This window comes from Mycolicibacter icosiumassiliensis, from assembly GCF_900078685.2.
Taxonomy (GTDB): Bacteria; Actinomycetota; Actinomycetes; order Mycobacteriales; family Mycobacteriaceae; genus Mycobacterium; species Mycobacterium icosiumassiliensis.
On the sequence record NZ_LT546166.1, the window covers coordinates 1031677 to 1050741 of the forward strand.

General features: G+C 67.8%; 16 protein-coding genes, 1 pseudogene and 1 riboswitch. Of the genes and pseudogenes, 16 read left to right on the forward strand and 1 reads right to left on the reverse strand.

Annotation, left to right across the window (positions count from 1 at the left end):
* Positions 1 to 58: 58 nt before the first annotated feature.
* The 16 genes and pseudogenes from eccD to BN4346_RS28675 all read left to right on the forward strand — a co-directional run bounded on the left by eccD (position 59) and on the right by BN4346_RS28675 (position 17012).
* A complete protein-coding gene (eccD, locus tag BN4346_RS28600; protein ID WP_067969212.1) occupies positions 59 to 1573 on the forward strand; it encodes a type VII secretion integral membrane protein EccD in 1515 nt (504 codons plus the stop codon).
* Positions 1551 to 3356 carry a S8 family serine peptidase gene (locus BN4346_RS28605; protein ID WP_067969216.1) on the forward strand — a complete coding sequence of 602 codons (1806 nt, stop codon included), beginning with the start codon at positions 1551 to 1553 and terminating at the stop codon, positions 3354 to 3356. Before eccD ends, BN4346_RS28605 begins: the two co-directional genes overlap by 23 nt.
* Positions 3353 to 3664, forward strand: a complete 312-nt coding sequence (locus BN4346_RS49840) for a hypothetical protein (RefSeq protein ID WP_407695057.1) — start codon at positions 3353 to 3355, stop codon at positions 3662 to 3664. The genes BN4346_RS28605 and BN4346_RS49840 overlap by 4 nt, the downstream gene beginning before the upstream one ends.
* Positions 3665 to 3679: 15 nt before the next feature.
* Positions 3680 to 4510 carry a type VII secretion protein EccE gene (eccE, locus tag BN4346_RS28610; RefSeq protein ID WP_407695058.1) on the forward strand — a complete coding sequence of 277 codons (831 nt, stop codon included), beginning with the start codon at positions 3680 to 3682 and terminating at the stop codon, positions 4508 to 4510.
* A 32-nt stretch (positions 4511 to 4542) separates the two neighbouring features.
* Complete coding sequence (gene eccA, locus BN4346_RS28615) at positions 4543 to 6333, forward strand: type VII secretion AAA-ATPase EccA (RefSeq protein WP_096867632.1); 1791 nt, start codon at positions 4543 to 4545, stop codon at positions 6331 to 6333.
* Between the two features lie 341 nt (positions 6334 to 6674).
* Entirely contained in the window at positions 6675 to 6974 is a 300-nt protein-coding gene (locus BN4346_RS28620) for a PE family protein (protein ID WP_046286641.1), read from the forward strand.
* 51 nt (positions 6975 to 7025) lie between these two features.
* Positions 7026 to 7175, forward strand: a pseudogene (locus BN4346_RS28625) (WXG100 family type VII secretion target); the annotation flags it as partial.
* 253 nt (positions 7176 to 7428) lie between these two features.
* Positions 7429 to 8748: a PPE family protein gene (locus tag BN4346_RS28635; RefSeq protein ID WP_067969225.1), complete on the forward strand. Its 1320-nt coding sequence runs from the start codon at positions 7429 to 7431 to the stop codon at positions 8746 to 8748.
* A gap of 5 nt (positions 8749 to 8753) precedes the next feature.
* On the forward strand, positions 8754 to 10088 hold the full coding sequence (locus BN4346_RS28640; protein ID WP_067969228.1) for a PPE family protein: 1335 nt from the start codon (positions 8754 to 8756) through the stop codon (positions 10086 to 10088).
* A gap of 124 nt (positions 10089 to 10212) precedes the next feature.
* Positions 10213 to 10398, forward strand: a riboswitch (M-box (ykoK) riboswitch).
* A 436-nt stretch (positions 10399 to 10834) separates the two neighbouring features.
* The gene (locus BN4346_RS28645; protein WP_067969231.1) at positions 10835 to 12076 is read left to right on the forward strand and encodes a PPE family protein; all 1242 of its coding nucleotides are present in this window, start codon (positions 10835 to 10837) and stop codon (positions 12074 to 12076) included.
* A 21-nt stretch (positions 12077 to 12097) separates the two neighbouring features.
* Positions 12098 to 12808 carry an MgtC/SapB family protein gene (locus BN4346_RS28650; RefSeq protein WP_067969234.1) on the forward strand — a complete coding sequence of 237 codons (711 nt, stop codon included), beginning with the start codon at positions 12098 to 12100 and terminating at the stop codon, positions 12806 to 12808.
* Positions 12809 to 12848: 40 nt separating this feature from the next.
* Positions 12849 to 13775, forward strand: a complete 927-nt coding sequence (locus BN4346_RS28655) for a sterol desaturase family protein (RefSeq protein WP_067969237.1) — start codon at positions 12849 to 12851, stop codon at positions 13773 to 13775.
* Positions 13776 to 13895: 120 nt separating this feature from the next.
* The gene (locus tag BN4346_RS28660) at positions 13896 to 14444 is read left to right on the forward strand and encodes a LysM peptidoglycan-binding domain-containing protein (protein ID WP_096867634.1); all 549 of its coding nucleotides are present in this window, start codon (positions 13896 to 13898) and stop codon (positions 14442 to 14444) included.
* Positions 14445 to 14560: 116 nt separating this feature from the next.
* The gene (locus BN4346_RS28665; protein WP_067969244.1) at positions 14561 to 15235 is read left to right on the forward strand and encodes an Rv1815 family serine proteinase; all 675 of its coding nucleotides are present in this window, start codon (positions 14561 to 14563) and stop codon (positions 15233 to 15235) included.
* On the forward strand, positions 15232 to 15732 hold the full coding sequence (locus BN4346_RS28670) for a VOC family protein (protein ID WP_067969247.1): 501 nt from the start codon (positions 15232 to 15234) through the stop codon (positions 15730 to 15732). Before BN4346_RS28665 ends, BN4346_RS28670 begins: the two co-directional genes overlap by 4 nt.
* The gene (locus BN4346_RS28675; RefSeq protein ID WP_067969250.1) at positions 15729 to 17012 is read left to right on the forward strand and encodes an FAD-binding protein; all 1284 of its coding nucleotides are present in this window, start codon (positions 15729 to 15731) and stop codon (positions 17010 to 17012) included. Before BN4346_RS28670 ends, BN4346_RS28675 begins: the two co-directional genes overlap by 4 nt.
* A gap of 18 nt (positions 17013 to 17030) precedes the next feature.
* Here BN4346_RS28675 and BN4346_RS28680 read toward each other — a convergent pair whose 3' ends face one another.
* Positions 17031 to 18965, reverse strand: coding sequence for an ABC transporter ATP-binding protein/permease (locus tag BN4346_RS28680; protein ID WP_067969253.1), 1935 nt, complete (start codon positions 18963 to 18965; stop codon positions 17031 to 17033).
* Positions 18966 to 19065 lie beyond the last annotated feature (100 nt).

Genomic DNA, 19065 nt, shown 5'->3' on the forward strand with positions numbered 1-19065 from the left:
TGACAAATTGCGAGGCGGCACCTATGGGGTCAGTATTCGTCGGTCAGGTGATGCAATCATGACCGCGGCGATCGAGTCGGGACAGGCGGGCGGCGAGCTTGCGTCGTCGGGACCCCGGGCCGTGGTGGTCGGGGTGATGGCGGGCGACGGTGTCCAGATCGGGACGCTGCTCGACGCCGACGCCCCGGTATCGGTGATGCTGGATCCGCTGCTGAAGGTGATCAACGGTCGGCTTCAGGAGCTCGAAGAACCGAACCTGCAAGCCGAGGGCCGTGGCCGCTGGGTGTTGTGCCTAGTTGACGGCACGGCGCTGCGGCCGAACCAGTCGCTGACCGAACAGAACGTCTACGACGGCGATCGGCTGTGGCTGCGCTTCATCGAAGACCGGGAGCGGCGCTCGCCGGTCATCGAGCACATCTCCACCGCGGTGTCGGTCAACCTGGCGAAGCGATTCGCTCCGGTCGACGCGGCGACGGCGGTGCGGGTCGGGGTGTCGACCCTGTCGCTGGGTGTGCTGCTGGCCACCGGGCTGCTCGCGGCCTGGCGCGTCCAGCATGACAGCTGGCTGACGGCCGGCTTCGCCGCGGGCCTTGCCTTCCTGGTGCTGATCACCGCCGCACTGATCCTGATGCAGGCGCGCAACGCCTCCGACCGGCAAGTCGGTGACATTCTGCTGGCCACCGGCCTGGTTCCGCTGGTGGTGGCGGCCGCAGCGGCGGTACCCGGTGAAGTGGGCGCCGCGCATGCCGCGCTGGGCTTCGGTGTCGCCGGTATCGCTGCATTGGCCGTCATCCGGCTCACCGGACGGCAGTTGGCCGCGTACTCCGCTGTCGCGGCCATCAGTGGGGCGGTGATGTTCGCCGGCGTGCTGCGGATGCTGTTCCTGACCGGCGCGGTGACCCTGATGACGTGTGTGTACCTGGTCTGTGTGCTGGCCTACCAGTGGGCTCCGTCGCTGTCGCGATGGCTGGCCGGCCTGCGGCTGCCGGTCTTCCCGTCGGCCACCAGCCGCTGGGTTTTCGAGGCCCGCCCCGACCTGCCCACCACGGTGGTGAGCACTCCCGGTGCCCCGCCGTCGCTGGAGGGGCCGGAGTCGGTCCGCGAAGTGGTGCTGCGCGCGGAACGGGCGCGGTCATTCCTGACCGGCCTGCTGTCGGGGCTGGGCGTGCTGATTGCGGTGTGCATGACCGGACTGTGCGACCCCCACTCGGACCGGTCGTGGCTGCCGGTGCTGCTGGCGGCTCTGACAGCCGGGTTCCTGGTGCTGCGGGGCCGTTCCTTCCGGGACCGCTTGCAGGCGGTCACGGTGACGCTGACCGGGCTGGTGATCGTCGCGGCCGTGGTGGTGCGCTTCGCGGTGGTGCTGTGGACGCCCACCGCACTGGTTGTTGGCGTGGCCGTGCTGGTGCTGGTCCCGATGTTCGGGTTGCTGTCTGCGGTGATCGTGCCCAACACCATCTACAGTCCGTTGTTCCGCAAGTTCGTCGAGTGGATCGAATACCTGTGCCTGATGCCGTTGTTCCCGCTGGCACTCTGGTTGATGAATACCTATGAAGCGATCCGGTACCGGTAGGGGCGTGCGTCGGCTGCAGCGCACCGCGGCCGCCGGCGCCGCGATGATCATGATGACCAGCGGCTCGCTGGCCGGAATGCCGGCTGCCGGCGCGATCGAGCCGCCCGGGATCGACCCGGCGGCACTGCCGCCGGACGGCACGCCCGGACCGCCGCAGACCATGCGGCAGACCTCCTATTGCACTGAGGTCGGGGTGCTGCCGAACACCGACTTCCGTGTGCAGCCGGCCTACATGGACATGCTCAACCTGCAGGAGGCCTGGAAGTTCGGTCGCGGGGGAGGCGTCACCGTCGCCGTCATCGACACCGGCGTGACCCCGCACCCCCGGCTGCCGAACCTGATCGGCGGCGGTGACTACGTCATGGCCGGCGGCGACGGGCTGTCGGACTGTGATGCGCACGGGACCCTGGTGGCCTCGCTGATCGCCGCGATGCCGGACAACGGGGTGGCCCCGTTGCCACCACCACGCCAGACCCGGCGACCGCCGTCGGTTCCCACCAACGAGCCGCCGCCACCGACCCCGTCGCCGGCGACGACAATCCTGGTGATGCCGCCGCCGCCAGCGCCGCCGCCACCGCCCGTCGAGGGTGAGGAACCGGCCCCGGGTCAGGGCCCGGCGCCCGCGCCCGCGCCCGCGCCTGCTCCGGCTCCGGCGCCTGGACCGGCTCCCGGACCGGCCCCGGGGCCCGGCGCGGCAGCCTCGTCGGCGCACGCCCCCCATGACGCCGGCGCAGGTGCAGTGCGATCGGCCGGTTTCTCCGGGCAGGCCCGGACCGCACCGGTCGACTTCCGGGCCCCGAGCGCGCCGCCGCCCGGCGGGGCGCCGGATGCCTTCAGTGGGATCGCGTCCGACGTGCAGCTGATCGCGATCCGGCAGTACAGCGCGGCCTTCGGGCCCAAGGAACCGTTCGCGGACGGACGCGACCCGCAGCTGCGAGAAAAGACCGACGGAATCCGCACCATGGCGCGGGCGATCGTGCACGCCGCGAATATGGGTGCGCAGGTCATCAACATCTCCCAGGCCATCTGCATGAACGTGCGCACGCTCATCGACCAGGCCGATCTGGGTGCGGCGGTGCGCTACGCCGCGGTGGAGAAGAACGCGGTGATCGTCGCCGCCGCCGGCGACGCGAGCTGGCGGGACTGCAAGCAGAACCCCGTCTACAACGCGATGCGCCCCGATGACCCCCGCGACTGGAACGGCGTCAACACCGTGGTGACGCCGGCCTGGTACGACGAGTACGTGCTGACCGTCGGCGCGGTCGATTCGGCGGGTGCACCGATGGCCAAGTCGAGTGTGGCCGGCCCGTGGGTGTCGATCGCCGCGCCCGGTACCGACATCGAGGGGCTCTCGCCGCGCGATGACGGTCTGATGAACGCCGTCGACGGCCCGGAGAACTCGCTGCTGGTCCCGTCCGGCACCAGCTTCTCCACCGCGATCGTCTCGGGTGTGGTGGCCCTGGTGCGGGCCAAGTACCCGGAGCTGTCGGCGCACCAGGTGATCAACCGGCTGATCCGCACGGCCCGGCCGCCGGCCCGCGGGGTCGACAATGTGGTCGGGTACGGGGTCGTCGACCCGGTCGCGGCACTGACCTGGGACGTTCCTGACGTTCCGGCCCAACCGCCGGAGCGGCTGTCGGCACCGCTACAGGTGCCGCCGATGCCGCCCGAACGCGACATGACGCCGGCCTGGGTCGCCGGAGCCGGGCTGTTGGCGGCGCTCGCGGCGGCCGGCGTGGCACTGGGAGTGGCAGCACTGCGACGATCGTCAAGGAACCGATGAAGGCACAGCACGCACTAGGTTTGAACCTGTCTTGGATACGGGTCACCCTCGTCTTTCTGATCGATGTGGGGATCCTGGTCCTCGCCGGCCGCTGGCCCGGCGACCCGAAGGTCGCTGACTACGCCTGGTGGTCGGGCGTCGCTGTGGCGGTGCTGGTCGCACTTCTCGCGCTGCTCACCTACCGGCGGGTGCCGGTCAGCACGATGTGGGCGGCTTGGGTGGCCGATCAGTTCACCGACCCTGAAGAGGCCTTGCACCGCGGCCGTGGCACCGCAATCGATCACCACCGGCGCTTCGGCCGGGAGTAACACGAAGGCCGGCTGGTGACGGTCATCGCGGTGGGCGGGCGGGCCACGTCGGCTACCGGCCGGCACGGCCGCGCCGCAGAGGCGACCCTGCCGGTGGAGCGTCTGGCCGCGGGGCTGCGCCAGTTCGACGTGCGGCTGGACAGCATCGATGTCGTCTCGGTCGGAACCCGCAAGGATCCCCGTGCTGCCGACGACCCCGACGTCGAAGAGAACCCGTCGATGCCCGACCGCCGGCACACCTGGGTGGTGCTGCGCATGGACCCGCAACACAACGTCAACGCGGTCGCGACGCGCGACTCGCTGGCCGCAACCCTGGCTGCCGCCACCGAGCGGTTGGCCGAGGAGATCGATGGGCGTCAGCTCAGCGCCCAGGTGCTGCACGCCGACGAGTTCGACGCCGTCGACGAGGCGGTGCTGGCGGGGCTGGAGGCCACCCAGCTGCGGCACCGGTTGTTCCGTGATCGGCCGGCCGGCCAGGTAACCAGCTACTGGGTGTCGCCCAATGACATCAACCCGGAGAACCTCGAACATCTGTGGTTCCCGGAGAGTGAAGCAACGGTGGTCACGGTGCGGATGTCCCGTGGTGGCGGCCGAACCACCGAGGTCTCGGTGCTAGCGCGGTATCACACTGCCGACAAACCCAGCGGAAACGTGCGGTCGGCGCTGAACCGCTTCGTGGGCCGGCGTCAGCTGGAAGCTGTCTGCGCCAGCCTGCCGGCGCCCAGCGCCCACCGGCGGATGTCGGTGCCGGGACGTGGCCTGCACGACGGTGAGCAGCTGCCGCTGTCGGTCGACGTGATCGAGGAGTACACACCGGCGGCGCCGGTGGCTGGGGCACGCGGGTGACCGGTCCGGCGACGACGGACGCCCGCAACGCCATGGTCGCGGGCATGCTGGCCTCTGGGATCTCGGTCAACGGGCTGCAGCCCAGCCATAATCCGCAGGTCGCGCTGCAGATGTTCACCACGGCCAGTTCGATCGACCCGAGCATGTGCGATGCCTGGCTGGCTCGAGTGCTGGCCGGTGACTCCGGTCTCGACGTGCTGGCGAACGCCTGGTCGACGGTGCGCACGTTCGGCTGGGAGACCCGCCGACTTGGGTTGTCCGACTTGGAATTCCGTCCCGAGGTTTCCGATGGGATGTTCCTGCGGTTGCTGATCACCAGTGTGGAATCGCTGGCCGCCGCCTACGCCGCCGCGCTGGCCGGAGCCAAACGCTACGAAGAGGCTGCGAAGCTGCTTGACGGCATCGAGCCGCGGAACCCCTTCGAGACCGAACTGGTTAGCTACGTCCGCGGTCTGTTGTACTTCCGGACCGGACGTTGGCCCGACGTGCTCAAACAGTTCCCCGCGTCGGCTCCCTGGCGCCAGCCGGAGCTCAAGGCGGCAGCGTCGGCGATGGCCACCACCGCGCTGGCCTCGCTGGGGGTGTTCGAGGAAGCGACGCGGCGTGCTCAGGAGGCCATCGAGGGCGACCGCGTGCCCGGCGCCGCCAACGTCGCGCTCTATACCCAAGGCATGTGCCTGCGGCATCTCGGCCGTGAGGATGAGGCCGCTGAGCTGCTACGCCGGGTTTATTCACGGGACTCGAAATTCACACCCGCCCGTGAGGCACTGGACAATCCCGACTTTCGACTGGTGCTGACCGACCCGGAGACTATCGAGGCCCGCACCGATCCGTGGGACCCGGACAGCGCACCCACGCGTGAACAGGCCGAAGCCCATCGGCATGCCGAGGAAGCCGCGCGCTACCTGGCTGAGGGCGACGCGGAGCTGGCCGCCATGCTCGGCATGGAGCAGGCCAAGCGGGAGATCAAGCTGATCAAGGCGACCACCAAGGTGAATCTGGCGCGCGCCAAGATGGGGCTGCCGGTTCCGGTGACATCGCGGCACACGCTGTTGCTGGGTCCGCCCGGCACCGGCAAGACATCGGTGGCGCGTGCGTTCACCAAGCAACTGTGCGGCCTGACGGTGCTGCGCAAGCCGCTGGTGGTGGAGACCAACCGTTCCAAGCTGCTGGGCCGCTACATGGCCGATGCGGAGAAGAACACCGAAGAGCTGCTGGAAGGTGCCCTCGGTGGTGCGGTGTTCTTCGATGAGATGCACACCCTGCATGAGCGCGGCTACAGCCAGGGCGACGCCTACGGCAACGCGATCATCAACACCCTGCTGCTGTACATGGAGAACCACCGTGACGAGCTGGTGGTGTTCGGCGCCGGTTATGCCAACGCCATGGAGAAGATGCTTGAGGTGAACCAGGGCCTGCGGCGCCGGTTCTCGACGGTGATCGAGTTCTACAGCTACACCCCGCCGGAGTTGCTCGAACTGACCAAGATGATGGGGGCGGAGAACGAGGACGTGGTGAGTGACGAGGCGGTCGAGGGACTGCTACCGCACTACACCCGGTTCTACGCCGATGAGAATTACTCCGACGACGGTGACCTGATCCGCGGTATTGACGTGTTGGGTAACGCCGGATTCGTTCGCAACGTCGTGGAAAAGGCCCGCGACCACCGCAGTTTCCGTCTCGATGATTCTGAACTTGACGCGGTGCTGTCCGGGGATGTCACCGATTTCAGCGAGGAATGGCTGCACAAGTTCAAGGAACTAACCCGCGAAGACCTAGCCGAAGGGCTCAGTGCGGCGGTCGCCGAGAAGAAACCGTCCTGACTTAACAGCCGGCAGACAGTCGATTCACAGCATTGCGACCGCCTGTCTGGGTTGACGCTTACTGGTACCGATGCCACCATTGCGCAGGTAAGGGGGCCGGTGCTTTTGCCCGGCCCAGTTGGTCTTTGTCGGTGTCAGGAGGTGAGGACGAGATTGTGTCCCAGCGATAATGCCCGCTCGGAATCGGCGACTGTTTGGTCCCGATCCCGCTCCGGCACCGTTTCTGTTACTTGAACCATGTTGCGTTGAGCACGCTCCGATACGACGTTGTGACGGGGTCACTGTTCGATGTAGCCGGTGAGCGTCGGTCTTCCTGACCGGCATTCTTGGAGGAGAGCCCCATGACTTTTGTGAACACCCAACCGGAGGCGCTGACGGCGGCTGCGGGCAACCTGGCCGCCATCGGTTCAGCGCTCAGTGCTCAAAACGCCGCGGCGGCAACGCCGACCACGGGTGTGGTTCCAGCCGCTGCTGATGAGGTTTCGGCGCTGACTGCTGCGCAGTTCGCCGCGCACGCCAGCATGTACCAGGCCATCAGCGCCCAGGCGGAGGCTATCCACCAAGCGTTCGTGGCCACCTTGAACACCAGCGCGAACACCTATGCAGCGACTGAGGCGGCTAACGCCGCGTCGGCCGGATAGCTCCACATACCGTTAAGTTCCAACAACTTTCGCAGAATCGAGGAGAGCAGCATGGCAACACGTTTTATGACTGATCCGGACGCGATGCGTTCGATGGCGGGCCGTTTTGATGTGCATGCGCAGACGGTGGAGGACGAGGCTCGTCGGATGTGGGCGTCGTCGACGAACATTTCCGGTGCGGGTTGGGGTGGTCTGGCGGAGCGGACNCGCCGCGGCCTTTCCCGGGGCCGGCCCGGAAGCCGTCGTTGCGGTCGCCGCGGAGAGCGAGAGTGGGCTGCTCAACGACCTGGCACTGGGCAGTCTGGCCGGACGCGCCGCGGGTGTCACCGGGGGAGCAGCCGGACGGGGGGTCGGCGGGGCGACCGGGCTGGCGGCGGCCAGCAAACCCAAGAAGCCGAGCAAGGCCACGATCATCGTGATTCCCCCGTCGGCAGAGACCTGAGCCGTGCCCGGCATGGACTTCGCAGCGATGCCACCGGAGACCAACTCGCTGCGGATGTATACCGGTCCCGGAACAGGACCAATGCTGGCCGCCGCCGCGGCGTGGCGGGGGCTGGCCGGGGAGCTCGGTGCGGCCGCCTCGGCGTACCAGGCGGCGATCGCCGACCTGGTCGAGCAGGGCTGGTTCGGCCCGGCTTCGGCGGCGATGGCCGCCGCGGCAAAGCCGTACGCGGACTGGCTTGCCAGCACCGCAGGACTGGCCGAACACACCGCGAGCCGACTGATGCTGTCGGTCAACGATTTCGAGCAGGCGTTCGCGGCAACGGTGCCGCCCCCTGCCGTCGCCGCGAATCGCAGCCAGTTAGCGGCCCTACAGGCCGGGAATGTGTTCGGGCAGAACACCGCGGCGATCGCCGAGACCGAAGCCGAGTACGGCCGGATGTGGTTGCAGGACGCGACGGCGATGTACGGCTACGCGGCGCGCTCCGCGGCCGCAACGGCGGTGCAGCCGTTCACGGCGCCCCCGCCGGTGGCCGACCCCGCCGGGCCGCTCGGGCAGGGCGCGACGGCGACCCAAGCCCAAGCTGGCGGCGCGCACAACCAGCTGTCCCAGCTACTCAGCGCGGTACCCCGGGATTTGCAGGGACTCTCCGGCGGCGGGGGCGCCAATGCGTCGCCGGCGGCCGCGGCGGCGCCGGCCACCGACCCGGTATCACAGGGCGCTTCCTACCTTGAGGCGCTGTCCCGAACGATCTTGCCTGCCAACGATGCCAACATCACGACGCTCTACGGAATGGCCCAGTACGCGCGGAATCTCAACACCGACCTCGATATCTCGCAGGCTACCGGCGGCAGGGAGGGATTCGGCTCCGGCGCAAGGACACTGAGTGCCGCAGAACTGCCCGCTCCAGCCGGAGGCATCCGGCCGGTGGTCGCCGCGAGCACCGGAAACGCCGATGTGGTGGGCAAACTCGCGGTCCCGCAGACCTGGACCGAGGCGGTGCCCGAGGTCACGATGACCGCCGCCGCGGCACCGGCCACACCGGCGGCGGCCGCGCCCGCGGGCCATGGCGTCGGGATGGCCGCAGCCGGTGTGGCCGCTACCGGGCGTGCTGGTCGCAAGTCACGGCGTGGCCATCGCCCGGATCGTCACACCGAGCGGATCGCCGGGGAACTCACCGGTTCGGAAGAGGTTCGGCACTGGCACGCCGAGTCCGGCGGGCTCAAGAATCTGCTGGGCCAGGTCTCCGGAACCCCGGGCGTCCACGAGGTGTACTTCGACTCCGACGAGCCGGACCCGCCCGGGCCCGGGCCACAGCACGGCCGGGGGTGACTGGGATGGATTTCGCCGCGCTGGCGCCGGAGGTGATCTCCGGACGCATGTACGCCGGGCCGGGCTCGGGGTCGATGATGTCCGCTGCGGCAGCGTGGGCGCGTCTGGCCGCCGAAACCGGCTCGGCCGCCAGGGGTTACCAGTCAGCGCTGACGCATCTGACCGACGAGGGGTGGCTGGGACCGGCGTCGCAAGCAATGGCCGCCGCCGCGACGCCGTACGTGGCCTGGCTCGACGCTACCGCGGCGTTGGCCGAGCAGACCGCCACCCGGGCCACCGCGGCCGCGGCGGCTTTCGACGAAGCCTTGGCGGCCGTGGTGCCACCGCCGGTGATCGCAGCGAACCGCGCCACGCTGGCGGGGCTGGTCGCGACGAACCTGGTCGGCCAGAACAGCGCGGCGATCGCGGCGCTGGAAGCCGAGTACGCACAACAATGGGTCCAGGATGCGGCGGCAATGTATGGCTACGCGGCCCGATCGGCGGCCGCGACCGCCCTGACACCGTTCACCGAACCGCCGGCCACCAGCAACCCAGCAGGTTCGGGTGGGCAGGCGGCCGCCGTCGCCGAGGCGAGCGGCGGCAGCGTGCACACCCAGCTGTCGCAGTTGATCACCGCAATTCCGCAGGCGTTGAACGGGTTTGGTCCGGCGGCCGGCGTTGCGGCGGCGTCGGCGCAACCCGCGCAGACTACGGCGCTGTCGTTCACGCAGGTCGTCTCGTACGCCGAGCTGGTGGCGAAAAGCATCGTGCCGTTCAACGATGCCCTGATTTCGATCCTCTACGGCATGGGCCAGTACGCCCGCAATCTCGCCACCGACCTGGACATCGCCGCGGCCACCGGCGGGCAGGCAGGGTTCGGTTCTGGGGCATTGATCGCCTTCGAACCGCCCGTAGCGGCCGGCTCTGGGCCGCCGTCGGCGGGACTGGGCAACGCCGCCACCGTCGGCAGACTCAGCGTTCCGCCGAACTGGGTGACGACGGCACCGGTGGCCAAGGTAGCCGCCGCGGTGTTGCCGAGCGCCGGGCTGGCGGCTGCACCGGCGGCCGGGATCCCCGCCGGCGTGTTCAGCGACCTGGCGTTGGCCGGTCTGGCTGGGCGAGCTCTGACCGGCGCCGCTCCGCAGAGCCGCCCCGCCGCGGCGATGAACGGCAACGCGCAGAGCAGGCTGGAACGCCTGGTCACGGAGCTGGCCGGCACCACCGACGTGCAGCACTGGCACGTCGACCCGAGCCGCCTCGACGATCTGCTCGAGGAACTCGCCGAACAACCCGGCGTGCACGCCGTACACGTCAACCCGGACGGGCAGAACAGCCCCGGACCCGACCGGCAGCCGGGCTGACGCCGGGTCCGATTAGCGGTCGGGACAGGTCATTTGGCCGGCCGCACCGGCCGTAGCGGAATGCCTGCATGCGACGCACCGCGGCCGATTGACCCTGTCACCCCACTGGTGCACTATGGTTAAGCAAGCACCTCGTTAGGTGAGGCGTCTGCACGGATATAGGCCACTGACCCCGAACGTCGAAAGACGCCCCGGGTCAGGACAGCTCTTCCCGGATTAAGGGTTGAGCCCAAGTGGCTTCCGGGTTTGCACATTTGCGCAGGCCAGGACACGCCGTGCAGTGCCGAAGCTCTGACGAGAGGGGTGCGTATCCCGGTCGTTGCCGGGTTACTTCACCTCGTCGTGCATACGTGCAGGCACCCGCGCGTGCCCAGGCCGAGAGGAGGTGAGAGCGACATTGAGTCCGAGTGATAGTTCCTATCCGAGATCGATGTTCGTCTCCTTCGATCTCGGTACTGCTTTCACCATCTGATTCGCACCGGCGCTGAACTCGTCGACTGGCGTACCTTTCCGCATTGGAGGGCGCCAGTTTTCGGCATGCCCTGAAATCGATTGGTAGCTCGGCTTTTTCGTCGGGCGGGTGATCGGCTCGGCATGAGCGGCTCCGGCATGTCGCCACGACCGCTGTCCCGATCTCCTGCCGTCCGGAATACGGCTGCAACGCATATCGGGCACCGGACCTTGCCTGCACATCCCACAAAGACCCGCCATTCGTGGCCGAAAAACCACCAAAAAGGAGCAATGCCATGGACTTTGGAGCATTTTCACCGGAAATCAACTCAGCACGTATCTACACCGGCCCCGGTTCGGGGCCGATGATGGCTGCCGCGGCGGCCTGGGACAAGATGGCCGCCGAACTCAGCTCGGCCGAGGCCGCCTACCAGGGCGTCATCAACGGACTCGTCAGCGAAGGCTGGATGGGGCCGGCCTCCAACGCGATGGCCGCCGCGGCCACCCCCTACGCGGTGTGGATGGGCACCACCGCCGCCCAGGTAGAGCAGGCCGCCATGCAGGCCAAGGCGGCGGCGGCGGCGTTCGACGCGGCCTACGCGATGACGGTTCCACCGCCGCTGATCGTCGCCAACCGGTCCCAACTCGCAGCGCTCGTGGCGACCAACTTCCTCGGTCAGAACGCTGCGGCGATTGCGGCCACCGAGGCGCAGTACGGCCAGATGTGGGCCCAGGACGCCGCCGCGATGTACGGCTACGCGGCGTCGTCGGCGGTGGCCACCAAGGTCACGCCGTTCACCGCACCGCATGAGGTCGTCGACCCGTCGGCTCAGAGTGCGCAGCAGGCGGCGACCGCTCAGGCTAACGGCACGGCGGCGTCGTCCAACGCGCAATCCGCGCTGTCCCAAGCGCTTACGAACACACCGACCACGCTGCAAAGTCTTGCGTCGCCGATGCAGGGCGCGGCCGAAGGAAGCCCCGTCACGCCGGGCACCATCCTCACCAACCTGGCCGGTGAGTTCGGTCTGCAACCCGGCGATCTGGCGAACGGAGCCACCAACCTGATGAGCAGCTCGTTCAGCCCGATGGGCGCGGCTGCGATTTCCAGCTTCGCTGCCGACATGGCGGTGGTGCGTGGTGCTGCTATCGCCGCCGGTGACCCGCTGGGCTTGGGCGCGGTCGACCCGTTCACGCCGATGCTCGGTGGGCTGGGCGTTGGATTGGGCGGCGGAATGCACGGCCTGGGCGCCGGGTTGGGTGGTCTGGGCACTGCCTCGGCAAGCATGGGCCACGCCGCGTCGGTCGGGGCAATGTCGGTGCCGCAGTCGTGGGCCGCCGCCGTTCCGGCTACCGCAGCGCCGGGCAGCTCGGTCGCGGCCACCGGGTGGACGGTCGCCGCGCACGCTCCGGAGGCCGGTGCCGCCGGGATGCCCGGGGTGCCGCTGGCGGGCGCCGGGCAGGGCCGCAACTACGGCTTCGCTGCCCCGCGGTACGGCTTCAAACCCACGGTGATGGCTCGGCCGGTAGTCGCCGGCTAGGCATGTGTCATCGTTGAAGTCATGCAGACGCTGAGCGTCGCCGAGTTCACGTTGCGACTGGCTGTCGGGCTGGGCTGCGGTGCACTGATCGGGCTGGAAAGGCAGTGGCGTGCGCGAATGGCCGGGCTGCGCACCAACGCGCTCGTCGCCGCCGGTGCGACGCTGTTCGTGCTGTACGCCGTCGGCGTGGAACCCGGCTCGACCCGGGTCGCGTCGTACGTGGTGTCGGGGGTGGGTTTCCTCGGCGGTGGGGTGATCCTGCGCGAGGGATTCAACGTACGCGGCTTGAATACCGCGGCCACCCTGTGGTGCTCGGCGGCCGTGGGCGTGCTGGCGGCAGCGGGGCACCTATCGTTCGCACTGATCGGGACCGGCGCGATCGTCGGCACCCATCTGCTGCTGCGGCCGCTGGGTCGGCTCATCGACCGTGACCAGCACGTGGAGGAGGACGAACCGCAGTCGCCGTATGAGGTGCAGGTGATCTGCCGGCCGAAGTCCGAGAAATACCTGCGTGCCCAGATCGTGCAACACACCGCCAGTAACGACCTGATTCTGCGGGGGATTCACACCGTTCGCGCCGGCGAAGACAGCATCGCACTCACCGCGTCCATGCTGTCGGACGGCCGGGCGCCGGAGCGGCTTGAGCGACTGGTCGGCGAGCTGTCCCTGCAGCCGGGCGTCTACGCGGTGCAGTGGCACGCCGAGGATCAGTCGTCGTTGTCATCGGACTGATGGCGGGTGCATCTAGGCTGATGTTCCGGAGGTAACGACGGTGGATGCGCTCGCGGGTGTGTGGTCGGCGTTGCCCGGGCCGATGCGTGACCCGGTTATATTCGCCGTGCCTTTTTTCCTGCTGCTGCTGAGCCTGGAATGGTTCGCCGCGCGCAAACTCGAACAGTTCGAAGCAGAACGCGTACCACCCTCGGGCGCCTATCGCCGCGCGGACGCCTGGGCGAGCATCTCGATGGGCCTGGTGTCCATGGCCACCACCGCCGGGTGGAAATTCATCGCGCTGCTCGGTTACGCGGCGATCTATACGTATGTGGCGCCATGGCAGCTGTCGCCCGCGCGCTGGTACACCTGGGTAATCGCCCTCGTCGGCGTGGACCTGCTCTACTACACCTACCACCGCATCGCGCATCGGATCCGATTGATCTGGGCGACCCATCAGGCGCATCACTCCAGTCGCTACTTCAACTTTGCCACCGCGCTGCGCCAGAAGTGGAACAACAGTGGCGAGATCTTGATATGGATTCCGTTGCCGCTGTTGGGTATTCCGCCGTGGATGGTGTTCGCCAGCTTTTCGGTGAGCCTGGTCTACCAGTTCTGGGTACACACCGAACGGATCGGCAAGCTGCCGCGGGCAGTCGAGTTCGTCTTCAACACTCCGTCGCATCACCGGGTGCACCACGGCATGGACCCGGAGTACCTGGACAAGAACTACGGCGGAATTCTCATCATCTGGGATCGGATGTTTGGCAGCTTCGCCCCCGAGCGGTTCCGGCCGCACTACGGGCTGACCAAGCCGGTCGACACCTTCAACATCGTGACCCTGCAATTCCACGAGTACACCTCGATCATCGCCGATGTGCGCGGCGCGACCCGGTGGCGTGACCGGATGGGGTACATCTTCGGGCCGCCCGGCTGGCAGCCCGTCGCCCCGGAAACGGTCGTCGCTCGGCTACCGAGATTGCCCTGACGTAATGAGGGCGCACCGGCGGGTGTTCGCCTAGGCTGACTAACGTCGCATCCGAGCGACAACGCCCCGGCGAGTTAGGTCGCGGCGTGCCGATGAGAAGGGGACAACGTGGCACAGAGCTTGGGAGACACGCTCACCGCAGGAAAGAAGCTCGTCAAGGGCGAGTCGCTGACCTCCAACAACGGGGCGTACACCCTGACGTTGCAGGAGGACGGCAACCTGGTGTTGGCGGCGCGGGGCAAAGCCGTCTGGGCGTCGGGCACCAACGGCAACGACGTGGTGCGTGCCGAGGTGCAGACGGACGGAAACTTCGTGCTGTACACCGCCGACAAGCCGATTTGGCACACCGACACCAAGGGCAAGAAGGACGCCAAGCTGGTTCTGCAGGACGACCGCAACCTGGTGCTCTACGCGGCCGACGGCGCGGCCTGGTCCACCAAGACCGAGACCGACGCTCCGCCGCCCGAGGAGCCCAAGGCTGAAGAGGCTCCGGCTCCCGTGGAGGAGGCGCCCGCGGCACGCACCTACACCGTGGTCGCCGGCGACACCCTGTTCGCCATCGCCGAGCGGTTCTACGGTGACGGCAACAAGTACCCGCAGATCGCGGAGGCCAGCGGTATCGCCAACCCTGACCTGATCCACCCCGGTCAGGAGCTGACGATCCCCTGATCGCCGCGCAACGCCAACGCGGCGGCCCGGATCCCCTGTGGCCGGGCCGCCGCGCTGTGCGACCGTGGCTTGGTCCGGCTGGACCGAAACCGGCCCACAACGATAGGAGTCGACGGTTGCGCAGGCTCGTTGCGCGGGTGCTGGCGGTGCTGCTGGGCATCGGTGCGACAGTTGCTGGCCCGACGGTCTTTCCGGCCCGAGCCGATCGGGTGCTGGTGTTCCCGGGGATGGAGATTCGCCAGGACACCCACGTCTGCACTCTCGGCTACGTCGACCCGGTGATGCGAGTGGCCTTCACCGCCGGCCATTGCCGGGGGAGCGGTACCGTCACCGACCGGGGCGGGACGGTCATCGGCAGGTTGGCGACCTATCGCGACAACACTCCCAATGGTTCGACGGTCAACACCGATCAGGTGATCGACGACTACGAGGCGATTGAGCTGGCCGACGATGTCGACGTCAACGACGTCCTGCCGGGTGGCCGGCAGCTGCAGGCAGGCCCGGACAGCGCGCTGAACCCCGGCGAACCCGTCTGTCACTTCGGCATTGTCACCGGTGAAACCTGCGGCACCGTCGAGCGCGTCAACAACGGCTGGTTCACCATGTCTCGCAGTGTTCGCAGCCAGCAGGGCGACTCCGGCGGTCCGGTGTATGTGGTGCGCGACGCCGGCCCGGCCCGGATTGTCGGGCTGTTCAACAGTGTCTGGGGCGAATTCCCCGCCGCGGTGTCGTGGCCGGCGATCTCCCAGCACGTCCGCGAAGACGTCGGCGTGCCGATCCCGCTGTCGTGACCCCGCCGCCCCGCCCGCCCATCCAGATCGCCTGGGTCACAGGCGATCTCGACGCCACAGAATCGACGCTGACGGCGTTGCTCGGGGTGCGGAAATGGGTCCGTATGCCGGGCGTGCACTTCGCCCCGGAAACCTGCAGCTACTTGGGTGAGCCGGCCGATTTCGTCGCGGACATCGCGCTGAGCTATGTCGGTGATATGCAGTTGGAGCTGATCGCGCCGGTGCGCGGGCGCAGCCTCTACGCCGAATTCCTCCGTGCCCACGGACCGGGCCTGCACCATGTCTGCATCGAGGCCGAGGACCCCGAAAACTTCGAGGTTATGCTGAACGACGCCGCCGAGCAGGGCGCCCCGGTGGTTGCCCGGGGCGTGATGCCCGGCGGCATGCAATTCGCGTACGTCTCAGCGCCGGAGGCCGGCATCCCTTACCTGGAGATCGCCCACATCCCAGCCGAGATCCGAGCCGTTTTCGACTACATCAAACAGGAGCAGCGGTGAGCACCCAGATCCCGGAAACCACCAGTGCCGAAACGGTTTCAGAGTGGTCCGACGAGTTCGACGTCGTGGTGGACTCCGCCGACGAGATGTACAAGTATCTCGTCGCGGTGTCACGCGAACCCGAGCACGACAAGATCCGAGCCTACTGCGACGGCAGCGTCGAGCACTTCAACTGGCTGGAAGAGCTGGGAATCGCGTTCGAGCGCAGCTACTACCCGGAGAAGGCGGTGATTCAGCCCAACACCGAGGGGTTGATGTTCACCGGCAACGAGAAGGTGTGGCCGTTTCTCAACGAGGCCGTTCCGGCGCCGCGCGGGCACAAGGTTCCGGTGCCCGGTGACACCCAGGGCGCCAAGATGGCGATCGACCTGCTGCTCAAGCGCGCCGACAGCCTCGGGGTGACGATCCGCTACGAAACCGGTGCCACCGGCCTGATCACCGACGGTGCCGGCGGCGTCACTGGGGTTAACTGGAAGCGGTTCACCGAATCCGGTGCGATCAAAGCGAAGTCGGTGGTGATTGCCGCCGGTGGCTTCGTGATGAACCCGGAGATGGTCGCCCAGTACACGCCGAAGCTGGCGGAGAAGCCATTCGTGCTGGGCAACACCTACGACGACGGACTGGGCATCCGGATGGGGATGTCGGCGGGCGGCGCCACCAAGCACATGGACCAGATATTCATCACCGCGCCGGTCTACCCGCCCTCGATCCTGCTCACCGGGATCATCGTCAACAAAGAGGGCAAGCGCTTTGTCGCCGAGGACTCCTACCACTCACGCACGTCGGGGTTCGTGATGGACCAGCCCGACAGCGCGGCGTTCCTGATCGTCGACGAGGCCCACATGCGCAAGCCGCAGGTGCCCTTGGTGCCGCTGATCGACGGATGGGAGACGGTTCCGGAAATGGAAGCCGCACTGGGCATTCCGGAAGGAAACCTGGTGGCGACCCTGGACCGTTACAACACTCACGCGGCGCAGGGGGAGGACCCGGACTTTCACAAGCAACCGCCGTTCCTGGCTCCGCAGGACACCGGACCGTGGGGCGCGTTCGACCTGTCCCTGGGCAAGGCGATATACGCCGGTTTCACCATCGGCGGGCTGGCGACGTCGGTGGACGGCGAAGTGTTGCGCAGCGATGGCCAGCCGATACCGGGCCTCTACGCCGCCGGGGCCTGTGCGGCCAACATCGCTCAGGACGGCAAGGGCTACGCCAGCGGGACCCAATTGGGTGAGGGCTCGTTCTTCGGCCGCCGGGCCGGGGCGCACGCGGCAACTCGCTAGCGCGCTCGCGGTGCAAAACTAGACCGCAGAGAGGTCCCAGCGGCCCTGGCCGAGCAGCTCCAGCACGTGCTTGTGGTGCTGGCGAACCGTGTGCCGGTGGCTCACACTGACCAGGATGGTGTCGGGCAACTCGGCACGCAGCAACCGATAGAGCGTCAACTCCAGCCCTTCGTCGAGCGCTGACGTCGACTCGTCGAGGAACGCGGCCTTGGGGCGGGTCAACAGGAGTCGGGCGAAAGCCACCCGCTGCTGCTCGCCGGGCGAGAGCACCTTGGCCCAGTCCTCCACGTCGTCGAGCCGGTCGAGAAGATTCGGCAGTGACACCTTGACCAACGCCTCGGTGATCTCGGCGTCGGTGACCTCGCCGACCGCCAGGGGATAGGACACCACCGCGCGCAGATCACCCAGCGGGATGTAGGGCAGCTGCGAGATGAACATTGTGGCGTTGACCGCATCGGGGCGCCGCAGGGTTCCCGACGCGTAGGGCCACAACTGGGCCAGGCTGCGCAGCAGCGTCGTCTTGCCGCTACCCGACGGGCCGGCGATCATCAGCGCGTCACCGATGCCCAGGTGCACGTCGAGCGCCTCGATCAGCGGGACGCCCTCGGGGTTGCGCACCTCGACGCCCTCGAGGGCCACCGTGCCGTCCGGGCTGGGCTTGACCAGCAGCTCGGGAAGGTCTCGGGCCTCGCGGTTGGCCTCCACCAGCCCGTGCAGACGAATGATCGAGGCCCGGTAGCCGGCGAAGTTGTCGTAGGCGTTGCGGAAGAACGACAGGGAGTCCGAGATGTTGCCGAACGCCGACGCGGTCTGCGCCACCCCACCGAACATGATCTGGCCGGAGAACAGCCGCGGCGCCTGAATCACCCAGGGCAGCGGCACGATCGCCTGGCTTACCGACAGGTTCCAGCCGGAGAACCCGATGGTCCGGTTCACGAAGTTCAAATAGTTGGCGATGATCGCACGGAACCGCGTCCGCAGCTGGACCCGCTCGGCCAGCTCGCCCCGGTAGAACGCCACCGACTCGGCGGCGTCGCGCACGCGCACCAGCGCATATCGGAAGGCGGCGTTGGTGAGCTCATTACGGAAGCTCAACCGGATCAGGGGACGGCCGATCCAGAACGCGACGACGGTCGCAATGGCCACGTAGACCAGAACGATCAAGAACATCGCCCGCGGAATGTCGAACCCGAACACCGTCAGCGTCCCCGACAGGTTCCACAGGATGGCGGTGAACGACACCACCGTGACCATGGACTGCACGGCGCCGAACAACAGAGTGCTGCCGGTGCCGTTGGCCGGTGCGTTGACGTTCGCCCCGTTGCCGGCGGTGAAGATGTCGATGTCCTGCTGAATACGCTGGTCCGGGTTGTCGATCGCGCCTTCGATGGCTTCGCCGACGGCGGGATCGAGCGGTGTCTTGACGAAGTGGGCCCGGTAGTAAGCCCGCCCGTCCAACCAGTCCCCGGTCAGTCGCTCGGTGAGCCAGATGCGCCAGTTCACCATGAAGTGCTGGGTCAGGTAGATGTCGAGCATCACCCGTGCCACATGAAGCACCGCCATCACGCTGAAGATGCCGATCGACATCCAGAATCCGTGCACGCCCGACGCTTTGATGGCCTCGTCGCCCCCGGCGGCGCCCTGGAAGGCGGTCTGCAGCGACGAATACATGTCGTTGCCCTGGAAGCTGAACAGCACGTTGAGCCGGACTGCGGTGATCACCGACAGCAGCAGCACGCCCAGCATCACCCAGACGCGGACGCTGTCCCGCCCGGTGAAGTAGGCGCCGCTGATCTCCCAGAACTGGCGTCCCCACCGGGTGCTGAGCCGCAGTAGGGCCGCCACGGCCAGCACACTGACGGCGCTGATGGTCCAGGCCAGCGCGATCCACACCAAGGAATCGGGCAGCGCATGCGCCCAGTCGATGGATGGATTGAACAGCTTCGAGTCCACTGCCGATGTCTCCTTGCCGTTCGTCTCGCCGCAATCGCGTCGCGGCCGGTATCCGAATCGAGAAATCCCGTGCGAAACCTACCGCAGCAGTGCGGTGTCG

Excerpts from the sequence above, each read along its gene's own strand:
- eccD (WP_067969212.1), top strand. The coding sequence starts at position 59 with ATGACCGCGGCGATCGAGTCGGGACAGGCGGGCGGCGAGCTTGCGTCG.
- BN4346_RS28605 (WP_067969216.1), top strand. The coding sequence starts at position 1,551 with ATGAAGCGATCCGGTACCGGTAGGGGCGTGCGTCGGCTGCAGCGCACC.
- BN4346_RS49840 (WP_407695057.1), top strand. The coding sequence starts at position 3,353 with ATGAAGGCACAGCACGCACTAGGTTTGAACCTGTCTTGGATACGGGTC.
- eccA (WP_096867632.1), top strand. The coding sequence starts at position 4,543 with ATGGTCGCGGGCATGCTGGCCTCTGGGATCTCGGTCAACGGGCTGCAG.
- BN4346_RS28620 (WP_046286641.1), top strand. The coding sequence starts at position 6,675 with ATGACTTTTGTGAACACCCAACCGGAGGCGCTGACGGCGGCTGCGGGC.
- BN4346_RS28635 (WP_067969225.1), top strand. The coding sequence starts at position 7,429 with ATGGACTTCGCAGCGATGCCACCGGAGACCAACTCGCTGCGGATGTAT.
- BN4346_RS28640 (WP_067969228.1), top strand. The coding sequence starts at position 8,754 with ATGGATTTCGCCGCGCTGGCGCCGGAGGTGATCTCCGGACGCATGTAC.
- BN4346_RS28645 (WP_067969231.1), top strand. The coding sequence starts at position 10,835 with ATGGACTTTGGAGCATTTTCACCGGAAATCAACTCAGCACGTATCTAC.
- BN4346_RS28650 (WP_067969234.1), top strand. The coding sequence starts at position 12,098 with ATGCAGACGCTGAGCGTCGCCGAGTTCACGTTGCGACTGGCTGTCGGG.